The sequence below is a fragment of the Streptomyces sp. 2114.4 genome, from assembly GCF_900187385.1.
In the GTDB taxonomy this organism is placed as follows: domain Bacteria; phylum Actinomycetota; class Actinomycetes; order Streptomycetales; family Streptomycetaceae; genus Streptomyces; species Streptomyces mooreae.
In genome coordinates, this window is the sequence record NZ_FYEY01000001.1 from 5483191 (window position 1) to 5501603 (window position 18413).

The 18413-nt window shown below is 71.1% G+C and carries 19 protein-coding genes; 10 read left to right on the forward strand and 9 right to left on the reverse strand.

What is annotated here, in order from left to right:
• Positions 1–630 precede the first annotated feature (630 nt).
• Positions 631–2115: a hypothetical protein gene (locus tag CFW40_RS24295; protein WP_088802342.1), complete on the forward strand. Its 1485-nt coding sequence runs from the start codon at positions 631–633 to the stop codon at positions 2113–2115.
• 259 nt (positions 2116–2374) lie between these two features.
• On the opposite strand, the gene sodN is transcribed toward CFW40_RS24295, so the two are convergent.
• Entirely contained in the window at positions 2375–2770 is a 396-nt protein-coding gene (sodN, locus tag CFW40_RS24300; RefSeq protein ID WP_030085982.1) for a superoxide dismutase, Ni, read from the reverse strand.
• 168 nt (positions 2771–2938) lie between these two features.
• Here sodN and sodX point away from each other — a divergent pair, with 168 nt between their 5' ends.
• Positions 2939–3409, forward strand: coding sequence for a nickel-type superoxide dismutase maturation protease (gene sodX, locus CFW40_RS24305; RefSeq protein ID WP_088799932.1), 471 nt, complete (start codon positions 2939–2941; stop codon positions 3407–3409).
• Here the strand turns inward: sodX and CFW40_RS24310 are convergent.
• Positions 3313–4065, reverse strand: a complete 753-nt coding sequence (locus CFW40_RS24310) for a CGNR zinc finger domain-containing protein (protein WP_088799933.1) — start codon at positions 4063–4065, stop codon at positions 3313–3315. The genes sodX and CFW40_RS24310 overlap by 97 nt on opposite strands.
• A gap of 95 nt (positions 4066–4160) precedes the next feature.
• On the opposite strand from CFW40_RS24310, the gene CFW40_RS24315 reads away from it, so the two are divergent.
• Positions 4161–4922 carry a trans-aconitate 2-methyltransferase gene (locus CFW40_RS24315; RefSeq protein ID WP_088799935.1) on the forward strand — a complete coding sequence of 254 codons (762 nt, stop codon included), beginning with the start codon at positions 4161–4163 and terminating at the stop codon, positions 4920–4922.
• Between the two features lie 184 nt (positions 4923–5106).
• Here CFW40_RS24315 and CFW40_RS24320 read toward each other — a convergent pair whose 3' ends face one another.
• The 3 genes from CFW40_RS24320 to CFW40_RS24330 form a co-directional block, all read right to left on the reverse strand.
• Positions 5107–5859 carry an amino acid ABC transporter ATP-binding protein gene (locus CFW40_RS24320; RefSeq protein WP_088802343.1) on the reverse strand — a complete coding sequence of 251 codons (753 nt, stop codon included), beginning with the start codon at positions 5857–5859 and terminating at the stop codon, positions 5107–5109.
• A gap of 47 nt (positions 5860–5906) precedes the next feature.
• Positions 5907–6851, reverse strand: coding sequence for an amino acid ABC transporter permease (locus tag CFW40_RS24325; protein ID WP_088799937.1), 945 nt, complete (start codon positions 6849–6851; stop codon positions 5907–5909).
• Between the two features lie 62 nt (positions 6852–6913).
• Positions 6914–7888 carry an ABC transporter substrate-binding protein gene (locus CFW40_RS24330; protein ID WP_088799939.1) on the reverse strand — a complete coding sequence of 325 codons (975 nt, stop codon included), beginning with the start codon at positions 7886–7888 and terminating at the stop codon, positions 6914–6916.
• 540 nt (positions 7889–8428) lie between these two features.
• On the opposite strand from CFW40_RS24330, the gene CFW40_RS24335 reads away from it, so the two are divergent.
• From CFW40_RS24335 to CFW40_RS24355, 5 genes are all read left to right on the forward strand, one after another.
• Positions 8429–9652 (forward strand): NADP-dependent malic enzyme, encoded by a 1224-nt coding sequence (locus CFW40_RS24335; protein ID WP_088799940.1) that lies wholly within the window; start codon positions 8429–8431, stop codon positions 9650–9652.
• Between the two features lie 244 nt (positions 9653–9896).
• On the forward strand, positions 9897–10859 hold the full coding sequence (locus tag CFW40_RS24340; RefSeq protein WP_088799942.1) for a zinc-binding dehydrogenase: 963 nt from the start codon (positions 9897–9899) through the stop codon (positions 10857–10859).
• A gap of 164 nt (positions 10860–11023) precedes the next feature.
• Positions 11024–11659: a HutD family protein gene (locus CFW40_RS24345; RefSeq protein ID WP_088799943.1), complete on the forward strand. Its 636-nt coding sequence runs from the start codon at positions 11024–11026 to the stop codon at positions 11657–11659.
• On the forward strand, positions 11646–11831 hold the full coding sequence (locus CFW40_RS24350) for a helix-turn-helix domain-containing protein (protein WP_088799945.1): 186 nt from the start codon (positions 11646–11648) through the stop codon (positions 11829–11831). The genes CFW40_RS24345 and CFW40_RS24350 overlap by 14 nt, the downstream gene beginning before the upstream one ends.
• Positions 11831–12394, forward strand: coding sequence for a Clp protease N-terminal domain-containing protein (locus tag CFW40_RS24355; protein WP_088799947.1), 564 nt, complete (start codon positions 11831–11833; stop codon positions 12392–12394). The genes CFW40_RS24350 and CFW40_RS24355 overlap by 1 nt, the downstream gene beginning before the upstream one ends.
• Before the next feature lie 67 nt (positions 12395–12461).
• On the opposite strand, the gene CFW40_RS24360 is transcribed toward CFW40_RS24355, so the two are convergent.
• On the reverse strand, positions 12462–13343 hold the full coding sequence (locus tag CFW40_RS24360; protein ID WP_088799948.1) for a hypothetical protein: 882 nt from the start codon (positions 13341–13343) through the stop codon (positions 12462–12464).
• A gap of 406 nt (positions 13344–13749) precedes the next feature.
• On the opposite strand from CFW40_RS24360, the gene CFW40_RS24365 reads away from it, so the two are divergent.
• On the forward strand, positions 13750–14895 hold the full coding sequence (locus CFW40_RS24365) for a serine hydrolase (RefSeq protein ID WP_088799950.1): 1146 nt from the start codon (positions 13750–13752) through the stop codon (positions 14893–14895).
• A 220-nt stretch (positions 14896–15115) separates the two neighbouring features.
• Here CFW40_RS24365 and CFW40_RS24370 read toward each other — a convergent pair whose 3' ends face one another.
• Both CFW40_RS24370 and CFW40_RS24375 read right to left on the reverse strand, forming a co-directional pair.
• Positions 15116–16309 (reverse strand): PadR family transcriptional regulator, encoded by a 1194-nt coding sequence (locus CFW40_RS24370; protein ID WP_088799952.1) that lies wholly within the window; start codon positions 16307–16309, stop codon positions 15116–15118.
• Positions 16310–16311: 2 nt separating this feature from the next.
• Positions 16312–17232 (reverse strand): DUF4097 family beta strand repeat-containing protein, encoded by a 921-nt coding sequence (locus tag CFW40_RS24375; protein ID WP_088799954.1) that lies wholly within the window; start codon positions 17230–17232, stop codon positions 16312–16314.
• A 327-nt stretch (positions 17233–17559) separates the two neighbouring features.
• Between CFW40_RS24375 and CFW40_RS24380 the strand changes: the two genes are divergently transcribed.
• On the forward strand, positions 17560–17991 hold the full coding sequence (locus CFW40_RS24380; RefSeq protein ID WP_143034539.1) for a hypothetical protein: 432 nt from the start codon (positions 17560–17562) through the stop codon (positions 17989–17991).
• A gap of 150 nt (positions 17992–18141) precedes the next feature.
• On the opposite strand, the gene CFW40_RS24385 is transcribed toward CFW40_RS24380, so the two are convergent.
• A complete protein-coding gene (locus CFW40_RS24385; RefSeq protein WP_088799957.1) occupies positions 18142–18324 on the reverse strand; it encodes a DUF6104 family protein in 183 nt (60 codons plus the stop codon).
• Between the last annotated feature and the right edge of the window lie 89 nt (positions 18325–18413).

Here is an 18413-nt window from a genome sequence, read left to right on the forward strand (position 1 = left end):
ACCGGACTGCGCCGCAGGCCGGCATTCTCACGCAAGTTCTCGCAGTTGCTCTTACGCACTCACGGTACCTACGGCACCCACGGCACTTACGACGTCCCGGCGTGGGCCACCGCCCCCCGCTGCCCCCGTGGGGAGTTGGTCAAGGAGGAATGCGCCGGCGAGAAGCCGCCTCCTTGCGGAATGCGATGCTCTACTTTTCTCCGACGGAATCAGCAGCCCTGGAGGACAGCGGAAAGGATGGAGGGCATTCCGTTTGTGGCGCTCGTCGAGTCGTCGGTCCAATTTCCTGCCGCAGGCCGGGAAAAGAGGGGCCGGAAAGGTGTGTGCGGAGGAAGAACGCGGCTGAAGCGCGCTGGTGAGCGGCCGTTGGCCCCATGATGTGACCGAAGGTCACCGGATTGCCGGCGATGCCTGCCGGCCGCGACGGCGGAAAGTGGCGTTCCTCTCCAGGGGCGGCAGTTGTCGATGAGCTTCGCAGCAGCACAGAATATGCTTTCTGCCTCCCGGGCAGCGGGAATGCGCGCCTCTGTGGCGATCCGCACCACACAACAGCCGGGCCGGTAGCTCTCCTTCATGTCCACAGGAGCTGACTTCGGTCCGCACCGCTACGCCGGGAACCTGAACACCGTCATGGATTTTCCTTTATCTCTTTGCCGTCTCCTCTCTCTTTACCGACTCCGCCTGCCCGTCTGGCTGATCCCGATCGTCTGGACCGTTGCCCTCGGCCTGTGGGGGCTCTCCCGGGAGAACAGTGTGTGGCGGGACGAGGCCGCCACCTGGCAGGTGGCCCTGCGGACCCCCGAGGAGATCTGGCACATGCTGGGACAGGTCGATGTCGTGCACGGGTTCTACTACCTGCTGATGCACGGCCTCTTCGCGCTTTTCGGGCCCGGTACCACGACCCTGCGGCTGCCGTCCGTGCTGGCCATGGCGGTGGCGGCGGCCTGCGCTGCGGTCATCGGCCGTCGGCTGGCCGGGACCTGGGCGGGGCTGGGGGGAGGGCTGGCGTTCGGCCTGCTCCCGGCCGTGCAGTTCCATCTCCAAGAGGGCCGCTCGTATGCCCTGGTCGCGGCCGGGGCTGCGGTCTCGACACTGCTGCTGGTGACCGTGCTCGCGGGGCGCGGCGGGGCGATGTGCTGGGCTGCGTACGGCGGAACGGTCCTGGTGTGCGGGCTGCTGAACTGGCTGTCGCTGCTGATTCTGCCCGCGCACCTGGCAACTCTGGTCTGGACAGGGGCCGGTCGCGGGATGTGGCTGCGCTGGGCAGCGGCCTCGGCGACCGCCACCGCCGGTGTACTGCCGTTGATCCTCTTCAGCCGGGGCCAGTCCGACCAGGTCTCCTGGATACCGCCGCTGACCTGGCACATGATGATCAGCCCTGCCGTCCTGCTGGCGATCGGCGGCCTCGGAGCCCTGCTGGACCGGCCGCGGGCAGGCCGGCTGTCGGCGGCGGCCGTCGGGTTACCCCTGCTGGCGGTGCCGCAGCTTGCCCTGATCGGTCTCTCCCTGGTCCAGCCGCTGTATTTGGACCGGTACATCCTGTTCAGCATGCTGGGGCTGGCGCTGTTGATCGGTGCCGGGCTGGGTGCGGCCATACGCTCGGCCGCGCCACGGTTCCCCATGGCGTCCACCTGGATCCTCCCCGTGGTGGTCGCCGTGGCGATGGTGGCGCTGGTGCCGCAATCGCTGGCCAAGCGCTCCCCGGACAGCCGGGTGGACGACGTCCTGGCCGTGGCGGCAGACGTGCGGCGGCTCAAGACGAGCGGTGCTGCGGTGCTCTTCATACCGGCGGCACGGCGCGACACCGCGTTGGTCTCCCCCGACGCCTTCACGGGCCTGCGGGACGTCGCCCTCGTGGAAAGCCCGCGGGATTCGGGGACGCTGAAGGGTGTGGAGGCCGACCCGGCACGGATACGGGCCGCGATACCGGCCCAGCGACGGATCCTGCTCGTCACGGACGCGACGAAGGTGGCGAAGCCGGTGTCGGCGGAGCGGGACAGGGTGAAGCTCGCCCTGCTGAAGGAGTACTTCACCGTGGTGTCCGACGAGCAGATTCGCGGCCGGAGAGTGACGGTGTACCAGCGGCGTGCACCGGGTCGGCGAGCGGTCGGCTGAAGCCCGGCGGGCAATCCGGGGGAGGCAGCGGATGCTCTGCCGCGACGCGGGCCTGCAGTGGCGGCGACGGTGAGGACATCCGTGAGGACGTTGAGGGGACCGTCGGTGAGGACGTCCGAGGGCGCCTGGACGCCCCGGGCGCCGCGAAGAAGACCGCACCCGCTCCGTCACGGACGCCCTGCTGGGCGGCGTGCGGAGCGGGTGCGGAGAGTGAGGCGAGGTGACCTGCGAAAACGCGGGTCGGACGCCCAGCCTGAGGTCAGGCCTTCTTGGTCTCCCAGAAGATCTTGTCGATCTGGGCGATGTAGTCCAGGGCCTTCTGGCCGGTGGCCGGGTCGTTGGAACCCTTGGCCGCGCTGAGGGCCTTGAGGGTGTCGTTGACCAGCTGGTGCAGCTCCGGGTACTTCTCGAAGTGCGGGGGCTTGAAGTAGTCGCTCCACAGCACCGAGACATGGTGCTTGGCCAGCTCGGCGCGCTGCTCCTTGATCAGGACGGCGCGAGTGCGGAAGTCCGCGTCCTCGTTGGCCTGGTACTTCTCCTGGACGGCCTTGACCGACTCGGCCTCGATGCGGGCCTGGGCCGGGTCGTACACGCCGCAGGGCAGGTCGCAGTGGGCGCTGACCTTCACCTTGGGGGCGAACAGGCGCGAAAGCATGTTCAGTCCTTCCTCGTGATCGTCTTCTCAGGTGCGAGATTACTCGGTGCGGGAAGGCTTTTCTTGGCCGGGCCGGGGGTCTTAGGGCAAAAGTCCGGTAGCGGGGTGGGGCTGATGGAGGATGGACCGGTGAGCGGGACGGACCGGGGCCAGGCCGGGAGGTACGGGATGCCGGAGCGGGTGCACGAGCGTGGGCCGGAGCAGGGCGGGGACGCGGACGCGGGAAGCGGGCGGGGCGGGCTGCTCCGCGCCTTCGGGCTGGCCGAGGTCTACAACCCGTCGATGGTGCCGACGCTGCGGCCCGGGGACCAGCTGGTGGTGCAGTACGGGGCCGTGGTGCGGCCCGGTGACGTCGTCGTGCTGCGGCACCCGTTCCGCCAGGATCTGCTGATCGTCAAGCGGGCCGTGCGGCGGCGCGACGGCGGCTGGTGGGTGCAGGGGGACAATCCGTTCGTCGAGAACGACAGCCGGGAATTCGGGGTCGTTCCCGACGAACTGGTCATCGCCCGTGCCTGGGTGCGGGTGCGGCCCCCGCGGGGGATTCAACGCTCGGTCACCGGGGTGCTCTCCTGGGTGGTCTCGGCGGTCCGGCCGGTGCGGCCCGAGCGCTCGCTCTCCAGGCGCTTGCGGGCGCGGTAGGCGGCGACATTGGCACGGGTGGCGCAGCGGTCGGAGCAGTAGCGCCGGGAGCGGTTGGTCGAGGTGTCCAGGTAGACGTTGCGGCAGGGCTGCGCCTCGCAGATGCCGAGCCGGTCGATGCCCAGGTCGGTGAGGTGGAAGGCCAGGCCCATGCAGGCGGTCGCGGTGTAGCCCGCGGTGGCGTTGGCCGCGTGGTCGGCGATGTGCATGTGCCAGTTGGGGCGGCCTCCCCCACTCTCGGCTACGCCGCTCTCGACTCCTCCCTCACTCTCGACTGCTCCCCCACTCTCGACTCCGCTTGAGCGGGGGGACCCCCATGACCGGGGGGACCCCCATGAGCGGGAGGTGCCCCCATCGTCGCGGTTCTCGTGGCCGGAGATCTGCGGGCTGACCGGGAACTCCATCATCAGGGCGTTGAGGAGGTCCACGGCGCGCACCTCGTCGCCGCCGGCCGCGGCCTCGAAGACGGCGCGCAGCCGGGCGCGGACCGCGCGCAGCCGGGTCACGTCGCTCTCGGTCGCGCGCCGGGCGGCCTGCTGGGCGGGGCCGAAGAGGTCGCGTACGGCTTCGACCGTGGTGAGGGTGTCGGTGCCGCGCTCGGGCTGCTCGGTGTTGACCAGTCGCACGGCATAGTCCGAGTAATAGGCCAGTTCCACTTGTAGTCCTTACGGGCTGGGGCTAAGGTGCGGAATGCTTGCGTGAGGTAATAGGTGTTGTTGCTACGAGGGTATTACGTCTTGAAAGGGAAGCGATGACCGAGACCGTTGCCGGCGCCGATTGGGCGGCGTGGCAGAACAGTTGGGACCGTCAGCAGGAGTGGTACCTCCCCGACCGCGAGGAGCGGTTCCGGGTGATGCTGGACATGGTCGAGGCGCTGGTGGGCCCCGCGCCCCGGGTGCTGGATCTCGCCTGCGGCACGGGAAGTATCTCCGACCGGCTGCTGAAGCGGTTCCCCGAGGCCGAGAGCGTGGGCGTCGATCTGGATCCTGCGCTGCTGGCCATCGCGGAAGGGTACTTCGCCGGCGAGCGCCGGGTCCGCTTCGTACGCGCCGATCTCAAGGACCCGGCCTGGACGGACCGGCTGCCGCACGACTCCTACGACGCGGTGCTCACCGCCACCGCGCTGCACTGGCTGCACACCGAGGACCTCCGGGGCCTGTATGGGCAGCTCGGCACCCTGGTGCGGGACGGCGGCGTCTTCCTGAACGCCGACCGCATGCCCGAGGAGGCCACCCCGCGGATCAACGCCGCCGAGCGGGCCTTCCGGCATGCGCGGATGGACGCGGCGAAGGCGGCCGGCGCCGTCGACTGGGCCGCGTGGTGGCAGCTGGCGGCCGCCGACCCGCGGCTGGCCGGGCCGACCGCCGAGCGCTTCGAGATCTACGGCGAGCACGCGGACGGCGACACCCCCTCGGCGGCATGGCATGCGGCCGTACTGCGCGAATCGGGGTTCGCGGAGGCCCGGCCGGTATGGTCCTCGCCCACGGATGCGCTGGTGCTGGGCCTGAAGTAGGGGCATGGCGCACCGGTGCACCGGCCGGTGACGAGGGAAGGACGGGGCGGGGCACGCACGGAACGGGGGCGGAGGCGAAGGGCGGCAACGGAGGAAGGGCCGCGGCGGGCCTCCTCCCGGGGGAGCAGGTCTCGCCGCGGCCCGGGGAGCCCGGCACGGGCTCCTGCCGCTACAGCACCTTCGACTACAGCACCTTCGACAGGAACGACTTCGTCCGCTCGTGCTGCGGGTTGCCGAGCACGTCGCGCGGGTGGCCGGATTCGACCACCACCCCGTCGTCCATGAAGACCAGCGAGTCGCCGACCTCGCGGGCGAAGCCCATCTCATGGGTCACGACGACCATCGTCATCCCGTCCGCCGCCAGGTCCTTCATGACGTCCAGGACGTCACCGACCAGCTCCGGGTCCAGGGCCGAGGTCGGCTCGTCGAAGAGCATCAGCTTGGGCTCCATCGCCAGCGCACGGGCGATGGCGACGCGCTGCTGCTGGCCGCCGGAGAGCTGTGAGGGGTAGTTCCCGGCCTTGTCGGACAGGCCGACGCGGTCCAGGAGCTTGACCGCCCGCTCCCGCGCCGCGGACTTCGACTCGCCCTTGACCTGGATCGGCGCCTCCATGATGTTCTCCACCGCGGTCATGTGCGGGAAGAGGTTGAAGCGCTGGAAGACCATGCCGATGTCGCGGCGGCGGGCGGCGACCTCCTTGTCGCGCAGCTCGTAGAGCTTGCCGTTGTGCTCGCGGTAGCCGACCAGTTCGCCGTCGACGGACAGCCGGCCGGCGTTGACCTTCTCCAGGTGGTTGATGCAGCGCAGGAAAGTCGACTTGCCGGAGCCGGACGGGCCGATCAGGCAGAAGACCTCCCGGGGCGCGACCTCCAGGTCGATGCCCTTGAGGATGTGGGCCGCGCCGAAGGACTTGTGGACGCCCTCGGCCAGCACCATCGGGGCGCCGCTGGTGCCCGCGGCCTGGTTCGTCGTCAGCTTGCTGGTCATGCCGCACCTCCGGCGGAGCGGTTGAAGCCGCCGGACAGCTTCGCCTTGGCGCGCTGGAGCGGAGTGAGCGGCAGTTGGCGGCTGGAGCCGCGGGCGTAGTAACGCTCGAGGTAGTACTGGCCGATGCTCAGCACCGTGGTGGCGATCAGGTACCAGGCGGCGGCGAGGATCAGCATCTCCACGACGACGCCCGAGTCCCGGCCGACGTTCTGGGCGGCCTGGAGGAGGTCGTAGTACTGGACGGCGATCACCAGCGAGGAGGTCTTGAGCATGTTGATGACCTCGTTGCCGGTCGGCGGCACGATCACCCGCATCGCCTGCGGCACGATGATCCGGCGCAGCGTCCTGGCGTGGCTCATGCCCAGCGCGTGCGCCGCCTCGGTCTGGCCCTCGTCGACGGCGTTGAGGCCGGCCCGGCAGATCTCCGCCATGTACGCCGCCTCGTTGAGCCCGAGGCCCAGCAGCGCGCACAGGAACGGGGTCATGAAGTCCGACCACTCGTCCTTGTAGATCGGCATGATGTCGATGTACTGGAAGACGAGGCCCAGGTTGAACCAGAGGAACAGCTGGACGTAGACCGGCGTACCGCGGAAGAACCAGACGTAGAACCACGCCACCGTCGAGGTGACCGGGTTCTTGGACTGGCGCATCACGGCCAGGATCACGCCGCCCACGATGCCGATGATCATCGAGAGCACGGTGATCAGCAGGGTGTTGCGCAGGCCCTTGAGGATGTCCGCGTTGAACATGTACTGGGGGATGGCGTCCCAGTTGACGTTCCCGGAGGCGAAGGCCCGGCCGAGCAGGGCGATCAGTCCGAGGACGACGACCGCCGCCACCCAGCGGCCGTAGTGGCGGACCGGGATGGCTTTGATCGGCTCGGGCTGGGGCGGCGGAGCGTCCGCCGGCGGCTGGGCCGACTTGTCGACGTCAACTGACACGGGTGTTGCCTTTCAGCATTCGGCGGGAGGTGCGCGGAGCGGAGGGGTGGGCGTGCGACGGCTCAGGAGCCGCCATTGAGCTGCACCTTCTTGACCGCGGCATCCTTGACGTCCCACTTGTCCAGGACCTTGGCGTACGAGCCGTTCTTGATCGCGAGTTCCAGCGCGGACCGCAGCGTGTCACGCAGCTGCTCCTTGCCCTTGGGGACCGCGATGCCGTACGGGGCCGCCTTGAGCGGCGCGCCGCCGACCATCTGGAAATCCTTGCCGTGACCCGAGACCTTCACCGCATACGCCGCGACCGGGTAGTCGCTGGAGACGGCGTCCACACCGGCGGTGCGCAGCCGGGTCTGGGCCTCGGAGTCGTTGTCGAAGGCCTCGATCGAGATCGGCTGCTCGCCGTTCTTCTCACAGGCCTTCGACTTGTCCTTGGCCAGGTCGTGCGAGACCGTGCCGCGCTGCACCGCGAGCTTCTTGCCGCACAGCGTCTCCCAGCCGTCGATGCCCTTGGTCTTGCCCTTCTGGGTGTAGAGCGACACACCGACGTTGAGGTAGTCGATGAAGTCGACACCCTGGCCGATCTTCTTGCCGGTGTTGCTGTCGATGCCCTCCTGGCGCTCCTTGGTGTCCGTCATCGCCGACATCGCGATGTCGTAGCGCTTGGACTTCAGGCCACCCATGAGGGTGTCGAAGGTGGCGTTGTTGAAGTTGAGCTTGATGCCCAGCTCCTTGCTCATCGCCTCCGCGAGATCCGGGTCGATGCCCTCGATCACGCCGTTGGAGCGGAACTCCACCGGCTTGTACGTGATGTCCGAGCCGACCTGGAGCATGGCCTTTTCCTGAACATCCTTGGGCAGCTTCTTGAACAGCGGCGCATTGACGTTGCGGTTCTTCTTCGCCTCGCGCTTGGCGATGGCCGCGTCCGTCTGGTCACCGCAGGCGCTGAGCAGCAGCAGCGAGGCGGCGACCGCGGCCGCCGCGGCCACGGCCGTGCGGGACCTGCCGGCGGCCGTGCGACGGATGGTGCGTGCGGTCATGCTGAGCCTCCTGCGAATGGAGAAGCCGACGGGGAAGCCGACGTGACAAAGGGCCGGGGGCACACCGTCGAGCGTCGCGACCTCGGTTGGTGACGGAATCCTGCCATCCGTGCTCCGCTATTCGGACTGTCGTTATGGTCAAAATCGGATAACGGACGGAGAAGGCAAGGTGACGCCCTTGTGGCACAAGGGGAGCCTCCGCCTCCGCTGATGACGGGCCTCCCCGCCCCGTTCCCGGCGTCTCGGGATCCGGACCGGAGGGGATGACCCTTCTGCGTTTTTTGTGCATTTCGCGGTTATTGTCGGAACTCTGAACTCGAGGGTAAGGAATCTGACTCGTCGGGGCCCGCGCCCGTCGGGTAGAAAGGTTGGTTACACCCCTCATCCGGGGCTCAGGGCGCGTGTGCGGCGCGCCCGGCGTCCGAAAACCTCCCCGCGCGCGGCGGTCATCCGCCGTGCAGGGCGCGGACGCGGTGCCCGCCCACCCCTCAACCAGGGGTGGCCACCCTCAACAGAATTTCGATTAAAGGGGTAAGACAAGTGGCAGCGGAGATCGTCAATCCTCGCAGCGACAGCAATACCGGCGCGGGCGCGGGCAGTGCGCCCGACGATGCTTTCGACCCGGCCTTCGCGCTGCATCGCGGCGGCAAGATGGCCATCCAGGCGACCGTGCCGGTCCGCGACAAGGACGACCTGTCCCTCGCGTACACGCCGGGCGTCGCCAAGGTGTGCAGCGCCATCGCCGACCAGCCCGAGCTCGTCCACGACTACACCTGGAAGTCCCAGGTCGTCGCCGTGGTCACGGACGGCACCGCGGTGCTGGGACTGGGCGACATCGGCCCGGAGGCCTCGCTCCCCGTGATGGAGGGCAAGGCCATCCTCTTCAAGCAGTTCGGCGGCGTCGACGCGGTGCCGATCGCGCTCGGCACCACCGACACCGACGAGATCATCGAGACCGTCGTCCGGATGGCCCCGTCCTTCGGCGGGGTCAACCTGGAGGACATCTCGGCGCCGCGGTGTTTCGAGATCGAGCGCCGGCTCCAGGAGCGGCTGGACATCCCGGTCTTCCACGACGACCAGCACGGCACCGCCGTGGTCACGCTGGCCGCGCTGCGCAACGCCGCCAAGCTCACCGACCGCTCGCTCGGCCAGCTGCGGGCGGTCATCTCGGGCGCCGGTGCGGCAGGCGTCGCCATCGCCAAGATCCTCATCGAGGCGGGCATCGGGGACGTCGCGGTCTGCGACCGCAAGGGCATCGTCTCCACCGACCGCGGCGACCTCACGGACGTCAAGCGCGAGGTGGCCGGCTTCACCAACAAGGGCCGGCTGACCGGATCGCTGGAGGACGCGTTGGACGGCGCCGATGTCTTCATCGGGGTCTCCGGCGGCACGGTGCCGGAGGAGGCGGTGGCCAAGATGGCGAAGGACTCGCTGATCTTCGCGATGGCCAACCCCACCCCGGAGATCCACCCGGAGGTCGCGCACAAGTACGCGGCCGTGGTCGCCACCGGACGCAGCGACTACCCCAACCAGATCAACAACGTGCTGGCCTTCCCGGGCATCTTCGCCGGAGCCATGCAGGTGCGGGCCACCCGGATCACCGAGGGCATGAAGCTCGCCGCCGCCGAGGCCCTGGCCGCCGTTGTCGCCGACGAGCTCGGCGCCGACCGGGTCATCCCCTCGCCGTTCGACGAGCGGGTCGCCCCGGCCGTCAGCGCCGCCGTCGCGGCCGCCGCCCGCGCCGAGGGCGTGGCCCGTCGCTGACCGCGCCGCCACCGGAGTCATCCGCCAACGGGCCGGGCCCGCACCTGTATGAGGTGCGGGCCCGGCCCGTCGTGGTGACGCGGCACGGGAGGCGCGGCGTAACACGGGTGCCCCCCTCGACGCGGCACGGCGCCGCGGCGAGGCACGGGCGGCGCGGCGCGACCCGGGGGGAGTGGAGGCGGCGCGGCGCGTGTCACACCCCTGTGCGGTACCGCAGCGCCCTGCCGCGGCCTACGTTGGGATCATGTTTGCTGCCTATGCCGCCCGCATCGACCGTGACCAGCCGCTGAACGGCCTCGAATTGGGGGAGCGGCCGGCCCCTGACGTACGCCCCGGCTGGACGACCGTCAACGTCAAGGCCGCCTCCCTCAACCACCACGACCTGTGGTCGCTGCGCGGGGTGGGGATCACCGAGGACAGCCTGCCGATGATCCTCGGCTGCGACGCCGCCGGAGTGGACGCGGACGGCAACGAGGTCGTCCTGCACTCCGTCATCGGGCAGACCGGCCACGGAGTCGGCGCCAAGGAGAAGCCCTCCATCCTCACCGAGCGCTACCAGGGCACCTTCGCCGAGCAGGTCACCGTCCCCTCCTGGAACGTGCTGCCCAAGCCGAAGGAGCTGTCCTTCGAGGAGGCGGCCTGTCTGCCGACCGCCTGGCTGACCGCGTACCGGATGCTGTTCACCAACGCGGGCGTACGGCCCGGGGACAGCGTCCTGGTGCAGGGCGCCGGCGGCGGCGTCGCGACCGCCGCCATCGTGCTGGGCGCCGCCGCGGGGCTGCGGGTCTTCGCCACCAGCCGGGACGAGGCCAAGCGCAAGCGTGCGCTGGAGCTGGGCGCCGAGGCGGTGTTCGCGACCGGCGAGCGGCTGCCGCAGCGGGTGGACGCGGTGATCGAGACGGTCGGCGCCGCCACCTGGTCGCACTCCGTCAAGTCGCTGCGCCCCGGCGGCAGTCTGGTCATCTCGGGCGCCACCAGCGGCTTCACCCCCAAGAGCGGCGAGCTCAACCGGATCTTCTTCCTGGAACTGAAGATCGTCGGTTCCACGATGGGCAGCAAGGAGGAGCTGGCATCGCTGCTCAGCTTCTGCGCGGCCAAGGGCATCCGGCCGGTGATCGATTCGACGCTGCCGCTGGACCGGGCGCGTGAGGGGTTCACGAAGATGGCGGAGGGCGAGCTGTTCGGCAAGATCGTGCTGACGGTGTGACGCCTGGCGTGCGGTCCCTTCGGCGGTCGACGGGATGTCGATGGTTTTGCGGTCGCCCAGGTGATGTCGACGTTTTTGGTGGCCGACGTGATGTCGACGTCCCGTCGGTGTGTGGCGTGCAGTCGTGCAGTCGTGAAGTCCCTTCGGTGAGGAGGCCGGGAAGAGTGCGGATCCTGCGGGCGGAGGGGCGCGCCGCCGCGCCGTGGAGCAACGGCGGCGGGGTGACCCGGGAGGTCGCCGTCCAGCCGCCGGGCTCCGGCTGGGACACCTTCGCCTGGCGGGTCAGCCTGGCGGACGTCACCCGCGACGGTCCGTACTCGCCGCTGCCCGGTGTCCGGCGGATCCTCACCGTCGTCGACGGCGCCGGGCTGGAACTGACGGTGGACGGCACCGCGCAACTCCTCCCTGAGCGCTACCGCCCGTTCGCCTTCCCCGGCGGTGCCGCCACCGACTCCCGGCTGCTGGACGGCCACCCCGTCGTCAACCTCAATGTGATGCTCCGGGAGGGGCGGGCGGCGGCGACGGTGGAGATGGTGCGGGGGAGCCGGAGGGTGTGGCCGGCCGGCGACGGCGCCGCCGACGGCGACCGTGGCCCCGACCATGACCAGGTTCCCGACGAGGTCATGGTGGTGGCGGTCGAGGGGCGCACCCGGCTCGGGCCACCTGGCGCCCACGAGGCGCAGTTGGAGCGGTTCGACGCGGCGCTGCTGACGGCACCGGACGCGGCCGCCGCGGCGCTGTGGACGGACGGGACCGCGGCGGTGATCGCCTTGTCCGTGACCGCGCCTGGCCGGTCTTAGCGCTTATCCCCGGGTCGGGCTCCGCGCCGTGGCCGCGCTCCGCCGGCTGCTGGAACAGCTCGAAGCCGTGCAGGTGCGCAGCGCCCGCGCGAAGGGCTGGTCGTGGCAGGAGATCGCGGCGGAGCTGGGTGTCAGCAGACAGGCAGTGCACAAGAAGCACGGGAGGCGCTGATGTTCGAGAAATTCACGGCCGACGCACGCGCGGTGGTGCGCGGCGCCGCGGAATGGGCGGACCGTACGGGCAGCGGCACGGTCGGCGAACCGGAGCTGCTGCTCGCGCTGCTGGAGCGTACGGACTCGCCGGCCGCCCGGGTGCTCGCGGCGCTCGGTGTCCACGCGCGGCGGGAGTCGGTGGCGGACGCCCTCGCGGCGGTGCGCCGGCGCGGCGGGGTGTCCCCGGCCGACGCGGCGGCGCTGGCCGGGCTCGGGATCGATATCGACGAGGTCGTGACGCGGGTGGAACAGGCGCACGGGGTGGGCGCGCTGGCCGGAGGCGGACGGACCGGGCGCCGGAAGCGGACGCGCCGGCTGTTCACGGCGGAGGCGAAGTCCGTGCTGGAGCGTGCCCTGCGGATTGCCGTCGGACGCGGCGAGCGGTACCTCGGTGACGAGCATCTGCTGATGGCGCTGGCCGCCAGGCCCGGACCGGCCGCGGCGGTGCTCGCCGATCACGGGGCGACCTACGGTGAGGTGCTGCGGGCGCTGGAGGAGGAGCGGGGCCGGCGCGTGAGTTGAGGGAGCACGCGCGCTACGGGCCACACGCGTGTCACGGGCCGCACACGTGCCACGGCCGGCCCCCGCCCTACGGATAGCCCACCTTCACCGTCCCGATGCCCAGCGTGCTGTGCCGGGGCAGGTAGCCGGCCTCGAACAGCGCGCTCAGGGCGGGGTGGAGCAGCTGGGCCAGTCGTTCGGCGCGTGAGTGGCCCAGCGCCCGCCACGGGCCGGCCGCCAGGCGGTCCGTGGTTCGCTCGATCGCCTCGCGTTCCTTGCGGGCGCGCTCGGTCGCGGTGCCGTCCGGTGCGATCCAGCCACGGGCGGCGAGACGGTGTCGGGCATCGCTCCACTCCTGTGCGCTCCAGCCGCGGCCCGCGAAGCCGGCGGCCGGCGCGGCGCCGATCGCGGCGAACGACACCAGGGCCTCGCAGGGGTCGAGTCCGCAGGTCAGCAGGGCCGCCAGATGGCCGTCGCCGCGGTGTTCGCGCAGTACCGTCGCGGCCTGCCAGAGCACCAGATGTGGCGCGTCCGGCCACGGCAGATCGCGGTTGGCGGCGGCCAGCGGGCGGGCGGCGCAGCCGGCGTTCTCGGCGGCCTGGCGGGCGAGCCGGGCCGCCTCGGCGAGCTGCGCGGTGCTCAGCCGGCCGTCGGTCAGCGCCGTCAGCGCACGGTCCATGGCCAGCAGCCGTGCGTCCAGCACCTTGGCCGGGTCCGCGACGGTCCAGATCCGCGGGAGGTGCCGGGCGATCATCCGCGGGCTGAAGGTGTAGTACGTCGCGGCCACCAATTCGGGCCCGGCGGCGCCCAGCGGAGCCGTGCGCCAGGCGAAGTAGCTGGGCCAGCGGGAGGACACGTCATGGCCGAGGCCGGCGGCGACCTGGCGGGCCTCGGGGGCGAAGTACAGCGTGGCGTGCAGCGGCTCCAGCAGGTGCCACATCCGGCGGGCGACCGAAAGGTATTCCGACATCGCTTTACCTCATGGCCTTCACGATGCGTGCGCAGACAGGGGGTGCTCCGTGGTCGGGAACACGGCCACCGGTCCGCGGAAGCGGGCAGCTGGGGCTCCCTGGAGCCCGGCGCCGGGCGGAAAGCCGTGCGAAGTAGTGAGTTCCCCGATTACGTGGCGTGAATCCAGAGCGTCGATGGCAACTGTGTGTAGCTGAGGGCTGGTTGGGGGATCCGGTTTCGGCCGCCGCCCGGTCGTCGCCCGGCCGCCCTGCCGTCCGGTCGTCGCCCGGCCGCCGTGGCACTCGCGGCGGCCGGGTGCCCCCCGTGCGCCGGATATTCGATCGAGTGCGGGCGGCGCCCGTGCGTAGGGTGACCCGGCCGACGGCCCACGGGGGGTCGCCGCGCCTGTGGAGAGGGAGCGCCGGATGCCGTACCGAGGATGGGCCGACGAGGGATACGGGGCCTTCGCGGACGAATTCGCCCGGAACTTCGCCGAGCGCGGTGAAGTCGGCGCCGCCGCTGCCGTGTTCGTGGGCGGGCGCAAGGTCGTGGACCTGTGGGGCGGTGTCGCCGATGACCGGACCGGGCGGGAGTGGCAGGAGGACACCGTCCTTCCCGTCATGTCCCTCGCCAAGTCCGTGGTCAGCTTCCTGGCCCATCTGCTGTCGCAGGAAGGGGAGTTGGATCTCGACGCCCCGGTGGCCGACTACTGGCCGGAGTTCGCCCGCCACGGCAAGGAGGGGATCACCACCCGGATGGTGCTCGCCCACACCGCCGGAATCCCCCTCGCCGAACGGGAGTTGACGTTCGAGGAGCTGACCGCCTGGACGCCGGTGATCCGTGCCCTGGAGGAACAGCAGCCGCTCTGGGAGCCCGGTACCGCGTTCGAGTACCACGCCCATGCCTTCGGCTTCATCGTCGGCGAGGTGATCCGGCGCCTCACCGGCCGTACGCCCGGCCGCTACTTCCGGGCGGTCATCGGTGGCCCCCTGGGGCTGCGTACCTGGATCGGTATGCCGCAGGAAGAGGTTCCGCGGCTGGCCCGCCTCGTCGAGGCGGAGGGACGGGCCCCGTTGCCGAGCGCCGATCTGCTGCCCATGCGGGCCGTGACGATGAACGGCGCCCTGCCCTTCCCCGGGCTCGACGATCCGCACGGCTACAACTCGCCCGCCCTGCTGACCGCCGAATTCCCCGGTGCGGGCGCGGTGTCGTCGGCGCGCGGTCTGGCGGCCCTGTACGCGGCGGTCGCCACCGGTCTGGACGGCGGACCGCGGCTGCTGTCCGAAGGAACGGTCACCGACGCGGTCACCCAGCTGTCGGGCGGGCCTTCGTTCTCCGGCTTCCCGGACCTCGGCGCACGCTGGGGGACGGGCGTCCTCCTCGACTCGGCGTTCCGCCGACTGCTCGGTCCGCGCTCCTTCGCCCACAGCGGGGCGGGCGGTCAATTCGCCTTCGGGGACGACGAGTTCGGGGTCGGCTTCGCCTACACCGCCAACCGGATGGGCGGCCCTGGTGACGAGCGGGCCGAACGGCTCATCGGGGCGCTGCGGGGGTGCGTCGGGGCTGAGTGAATGGCTGCCCCGCCACGCCCAGGGGCCCCGTGGCCCCGTGGCCCCGGACCCCCGGCCCCGTGGGCGGGGTGGGGCGGGCGCGCATCGGATGTGCGCCCGCCCCGGCCGCTCGGTGCCCCGGGCTCGATGGCCCCAGCCGCTCGGTGACCCCGGCCGCCGAGCCATCCCGGCGGTGACGTCCGGATGCGCTCGTGGGCCGTCCCGGTTCTGACAGGCCCTCTCAGTCGTCCCGGTCCGTCGGGGAGCCGTACTGCTCCGGATGGCGCAGGAGCGCGCCGATGTGGGCGGCGGCCGTCGACAGCCGGCTGCGGGACTCCTTCAGTTGTTCGGCCGTGACGCCGTGATCGCGCGCCGCGTCCCGCAGATCGTCGCGGAAACGGTCCAGCAGCCGGTCGAAGTCGCGGGCGGGGTCGTCGCCGGCCGGTTCCTTCGCCCACTCCGGGGCTTCCGGGGCCGGCGGAGCCCCGGCCGCCGGGCCGTCCTCGGGCTTCTCCTCGGGCAGGTCGACGCGCTCGACCGTCACCCGGGCCCCGCCGTCCGCGCCGTCCCGCCCGGCCCCGTGCGGCTCGCCGCCCCGGCCGGCCTCGCGTGGCTCCTCGCCCCACCCGGCGCCCGACTGGGCACCGGTGAAGAGCCCGACCTCGCGGGAGACCTCGGACAGCGCCTCGCGCAGCGCCCCCGACCAGTCGCCGGACCGCACCGCCCCCTGGGCCTGGTCCTGTACGCGCTTGATGACCCGCTGGACCTCCTCGCGCGCGAACACCTGGGCGTCCCTGGCCTGCTTACGGGCCCGCTGGGCGTCCTGCCTGGCGCGCCGGCTCTCCTCCTTGGCCCGCCGGGCCTGCTCCTTCCACTCCTCCTTGGCGCGCCGGAACTCCTCCTTCGCCTGCCGCCAGGACTCCTTGTCGCCGAACGCGGCGTCGAAGTAGTCGGCGGCCTCCGGGAAGGGGCGGCCGGCCGTGCCCTGCGTGGCGTCCGCCGCCCCGCCGCCGTTCCGTCCGGCCTTCCCTGAGCCTCCCGCGTCCTTGCGGGCCTGCTGGGCGGCCTCCCGGATCTCGCGGCGCAGATTCCGCGCCGAACCGCTGACGTCCTCCCGGATGTCGGAGGCCAGGGCGGCGACCGACTCCCGTATCTCCAGTTCAAGGTCGGCCAACTCGCCGCCACGGTCGGCGAGTTCGGCCCGGCCGGCATCGGTGATCGAGTAGACCTTGCGGCCGCCCTCGGTCGCATGGGTCACCAGTCCTTCGGCCTCCAGCTTGGCCAGCCGCGGGTAGACCGTGCCGGCGGAGGGGGCGTAGAGGCCCTGGAAGCGCTCCTCCAGAAGGCGGATGATCTCGTAGCCGTGCCGCGGCGCCTCGTCGAGCAGCTTGAGGAGGTAGAGGCGCAGGCGGCCATGGGCAAAGACGGGGGGCATGCTCAGAGCACCTTCTTCCCGGCGGGCGGGCCGGTGGGGGAATCGTCGTGCGAACCGGCGGAGGGGGTGCCGGGGCGGCTGTCCTCGTCCGCCGGGGAGGGGCGGCGCAGCAGGGCCAGGCCGCCGGAGACGGTGGTGACCTTGAGCGTGCCGGTGCCCGCGCCGAGCGAGCCGGTGACCTTCTTCGCGCCCCACTGGCCGCTGACCCGCAGGCCGTCGAAGGCGTTGGAGACGGTGCCGCTCGCGGTGTTGGCCTCGACCTTCGCGTCGGCCGGGTCGGGTAGCCGGATGGCGACCTCCCCGGAGACCGTCGTCAAGGCGATGTCGGCGCCCTGCCCGGGGTCCAGATCGAGGACCATGTCACCGCTGACGGAGTCGGCGTGCACCGCCCCGCCGGCCCCGTCGATGACCGTCAGATCCCCCGAGACGGAGTGGAAAAGCAGATCGCCGGTGACCGACTGTGCCTCGACATTGCCGGAGACCGTGTCGGCCCGCACCCCGCCGGTCAGCCCGACGAGGGTGCTGTCGCCGCAGACGCCGCGGACGTCCGTACGTCCCGAGATGCCGGAGACCACCGCGCAGGCGCCGACCGCACCGACCTCGACGCGGGTGCCGGCCGGCACGGTCACCGAGACCACCGCGCTGCGGTTCCACCCCTTGCGGTCGAGGAACTTCAAGAAGCCCTTCCAGGGGAGGTCCTCGTAGGCGACCGACAGGGTGCCGCTTCGGTACGAGACGGTCAGCGGCGGGCCGTGCACCTCGCCGATCTCCACGCGGGCCGGGCCGTCGTCGGCGGTGCCGACGACGTTGACGGTGCCGTTGAGCACGCGCACGGTCAAGGCGTCGACGGGTTCGGTGACCTCCAGCGTGCGTGGTGAGGTCACCTGTGTTGGTTGGTGCGACCACTCGGTCCCGGCTGACATGCCTGCCTCCCCTTGATCTGCTGCAACGCAACATATCGCGTCTACACCAGACACGATATATCGCGGATGGGGGAAGTCAAGTGCCTCGTTCGAGGACGTCCGGAGGCGTCCGGAGAGCATCGGGGGCGCTGGGAGGTGCTGGGAGGCGTCGGGAGGACGTTGGGAGGACGTCGGGAGGACATCGGGAGGACGTGGAGAGGCCTCCGGAGCGGTCCCCTGGCGTCCTTGATCATTAAGGTGCGGAAGAGTGGAACCGCGCGGTGCCGTGGCGGAGTCCCCGGTGGTGTCACTTGATGTCGTGGCGTATGCCATGAAGGAGTCGAACACGTGCGTAAAACAACGGGGTTGCTCTCGGTTCTGGTGCTCGGTGCCGCGGTGGCCGGGCCGGTCGCGTCGGCACACGCCGCGCCCGCCGCCGCTTCCGCCACCGCCGCCGCGAGCTGCCACAGTCTGGTCGTCAAGGCGAACGCGGCGAACAACAAGGCGCTGTCGGCCGACGGTGCCCACAGCTACAAGAAGGCCATCGGCTACAACCAGGCGACCCAGAAGTACGCCGTCCAGGGGCAGGGGGCCTGCCGGCACGCCCGTCACGCGGAGGAGATCCGGGACGCGCTCCGTGGCGCCCAGCAAGGGGCGAGGAGGGCCGAGCTGAACAACAAGAGGGCCTACTACGAGCACGACCCGCGGGCCGGGCGGGCGGCGTTCAACGATGAGGAAGACGTGAAGGTGCGGATGCGCGACGCGCTCCGCTACGTCTGATCCAGGCCTGTTCGTCCACGGCCCGCCGCCCGCGCGGCGGTGGGCCAAACGCGGCGCGCGCGAGCCCCGCGCGGAGGGGCGGCCCCCGCCGCATGGGCCGGTGCCGGTGCCGGCCCCTGCCACGCCGTACGCGGGGCAGGGACCGGCCCGCTACTCGTCCTCGTCCTCGTCGTCCAGCCGGGCCAGCCACGTGGCCAGCCGCTCCACCGGCACCTCGAAGTCCGGGTTCAGGTCGACGAACGTCCGCAGCTGGTCGGCCACCCACCCGAGGGAGACCTCCTCCTCGCCGCGCCGGCTCTCCAGCTCTTCGATGCCACGGTCAGTGAAATACACGCGCTCTCCACCAGGGGTCATGGGTCATTCCCGGCCAGGATAGGCAGGCTCATGGACCTCTCGCGCCACAGGCGCCCGAAGGCTAGCCT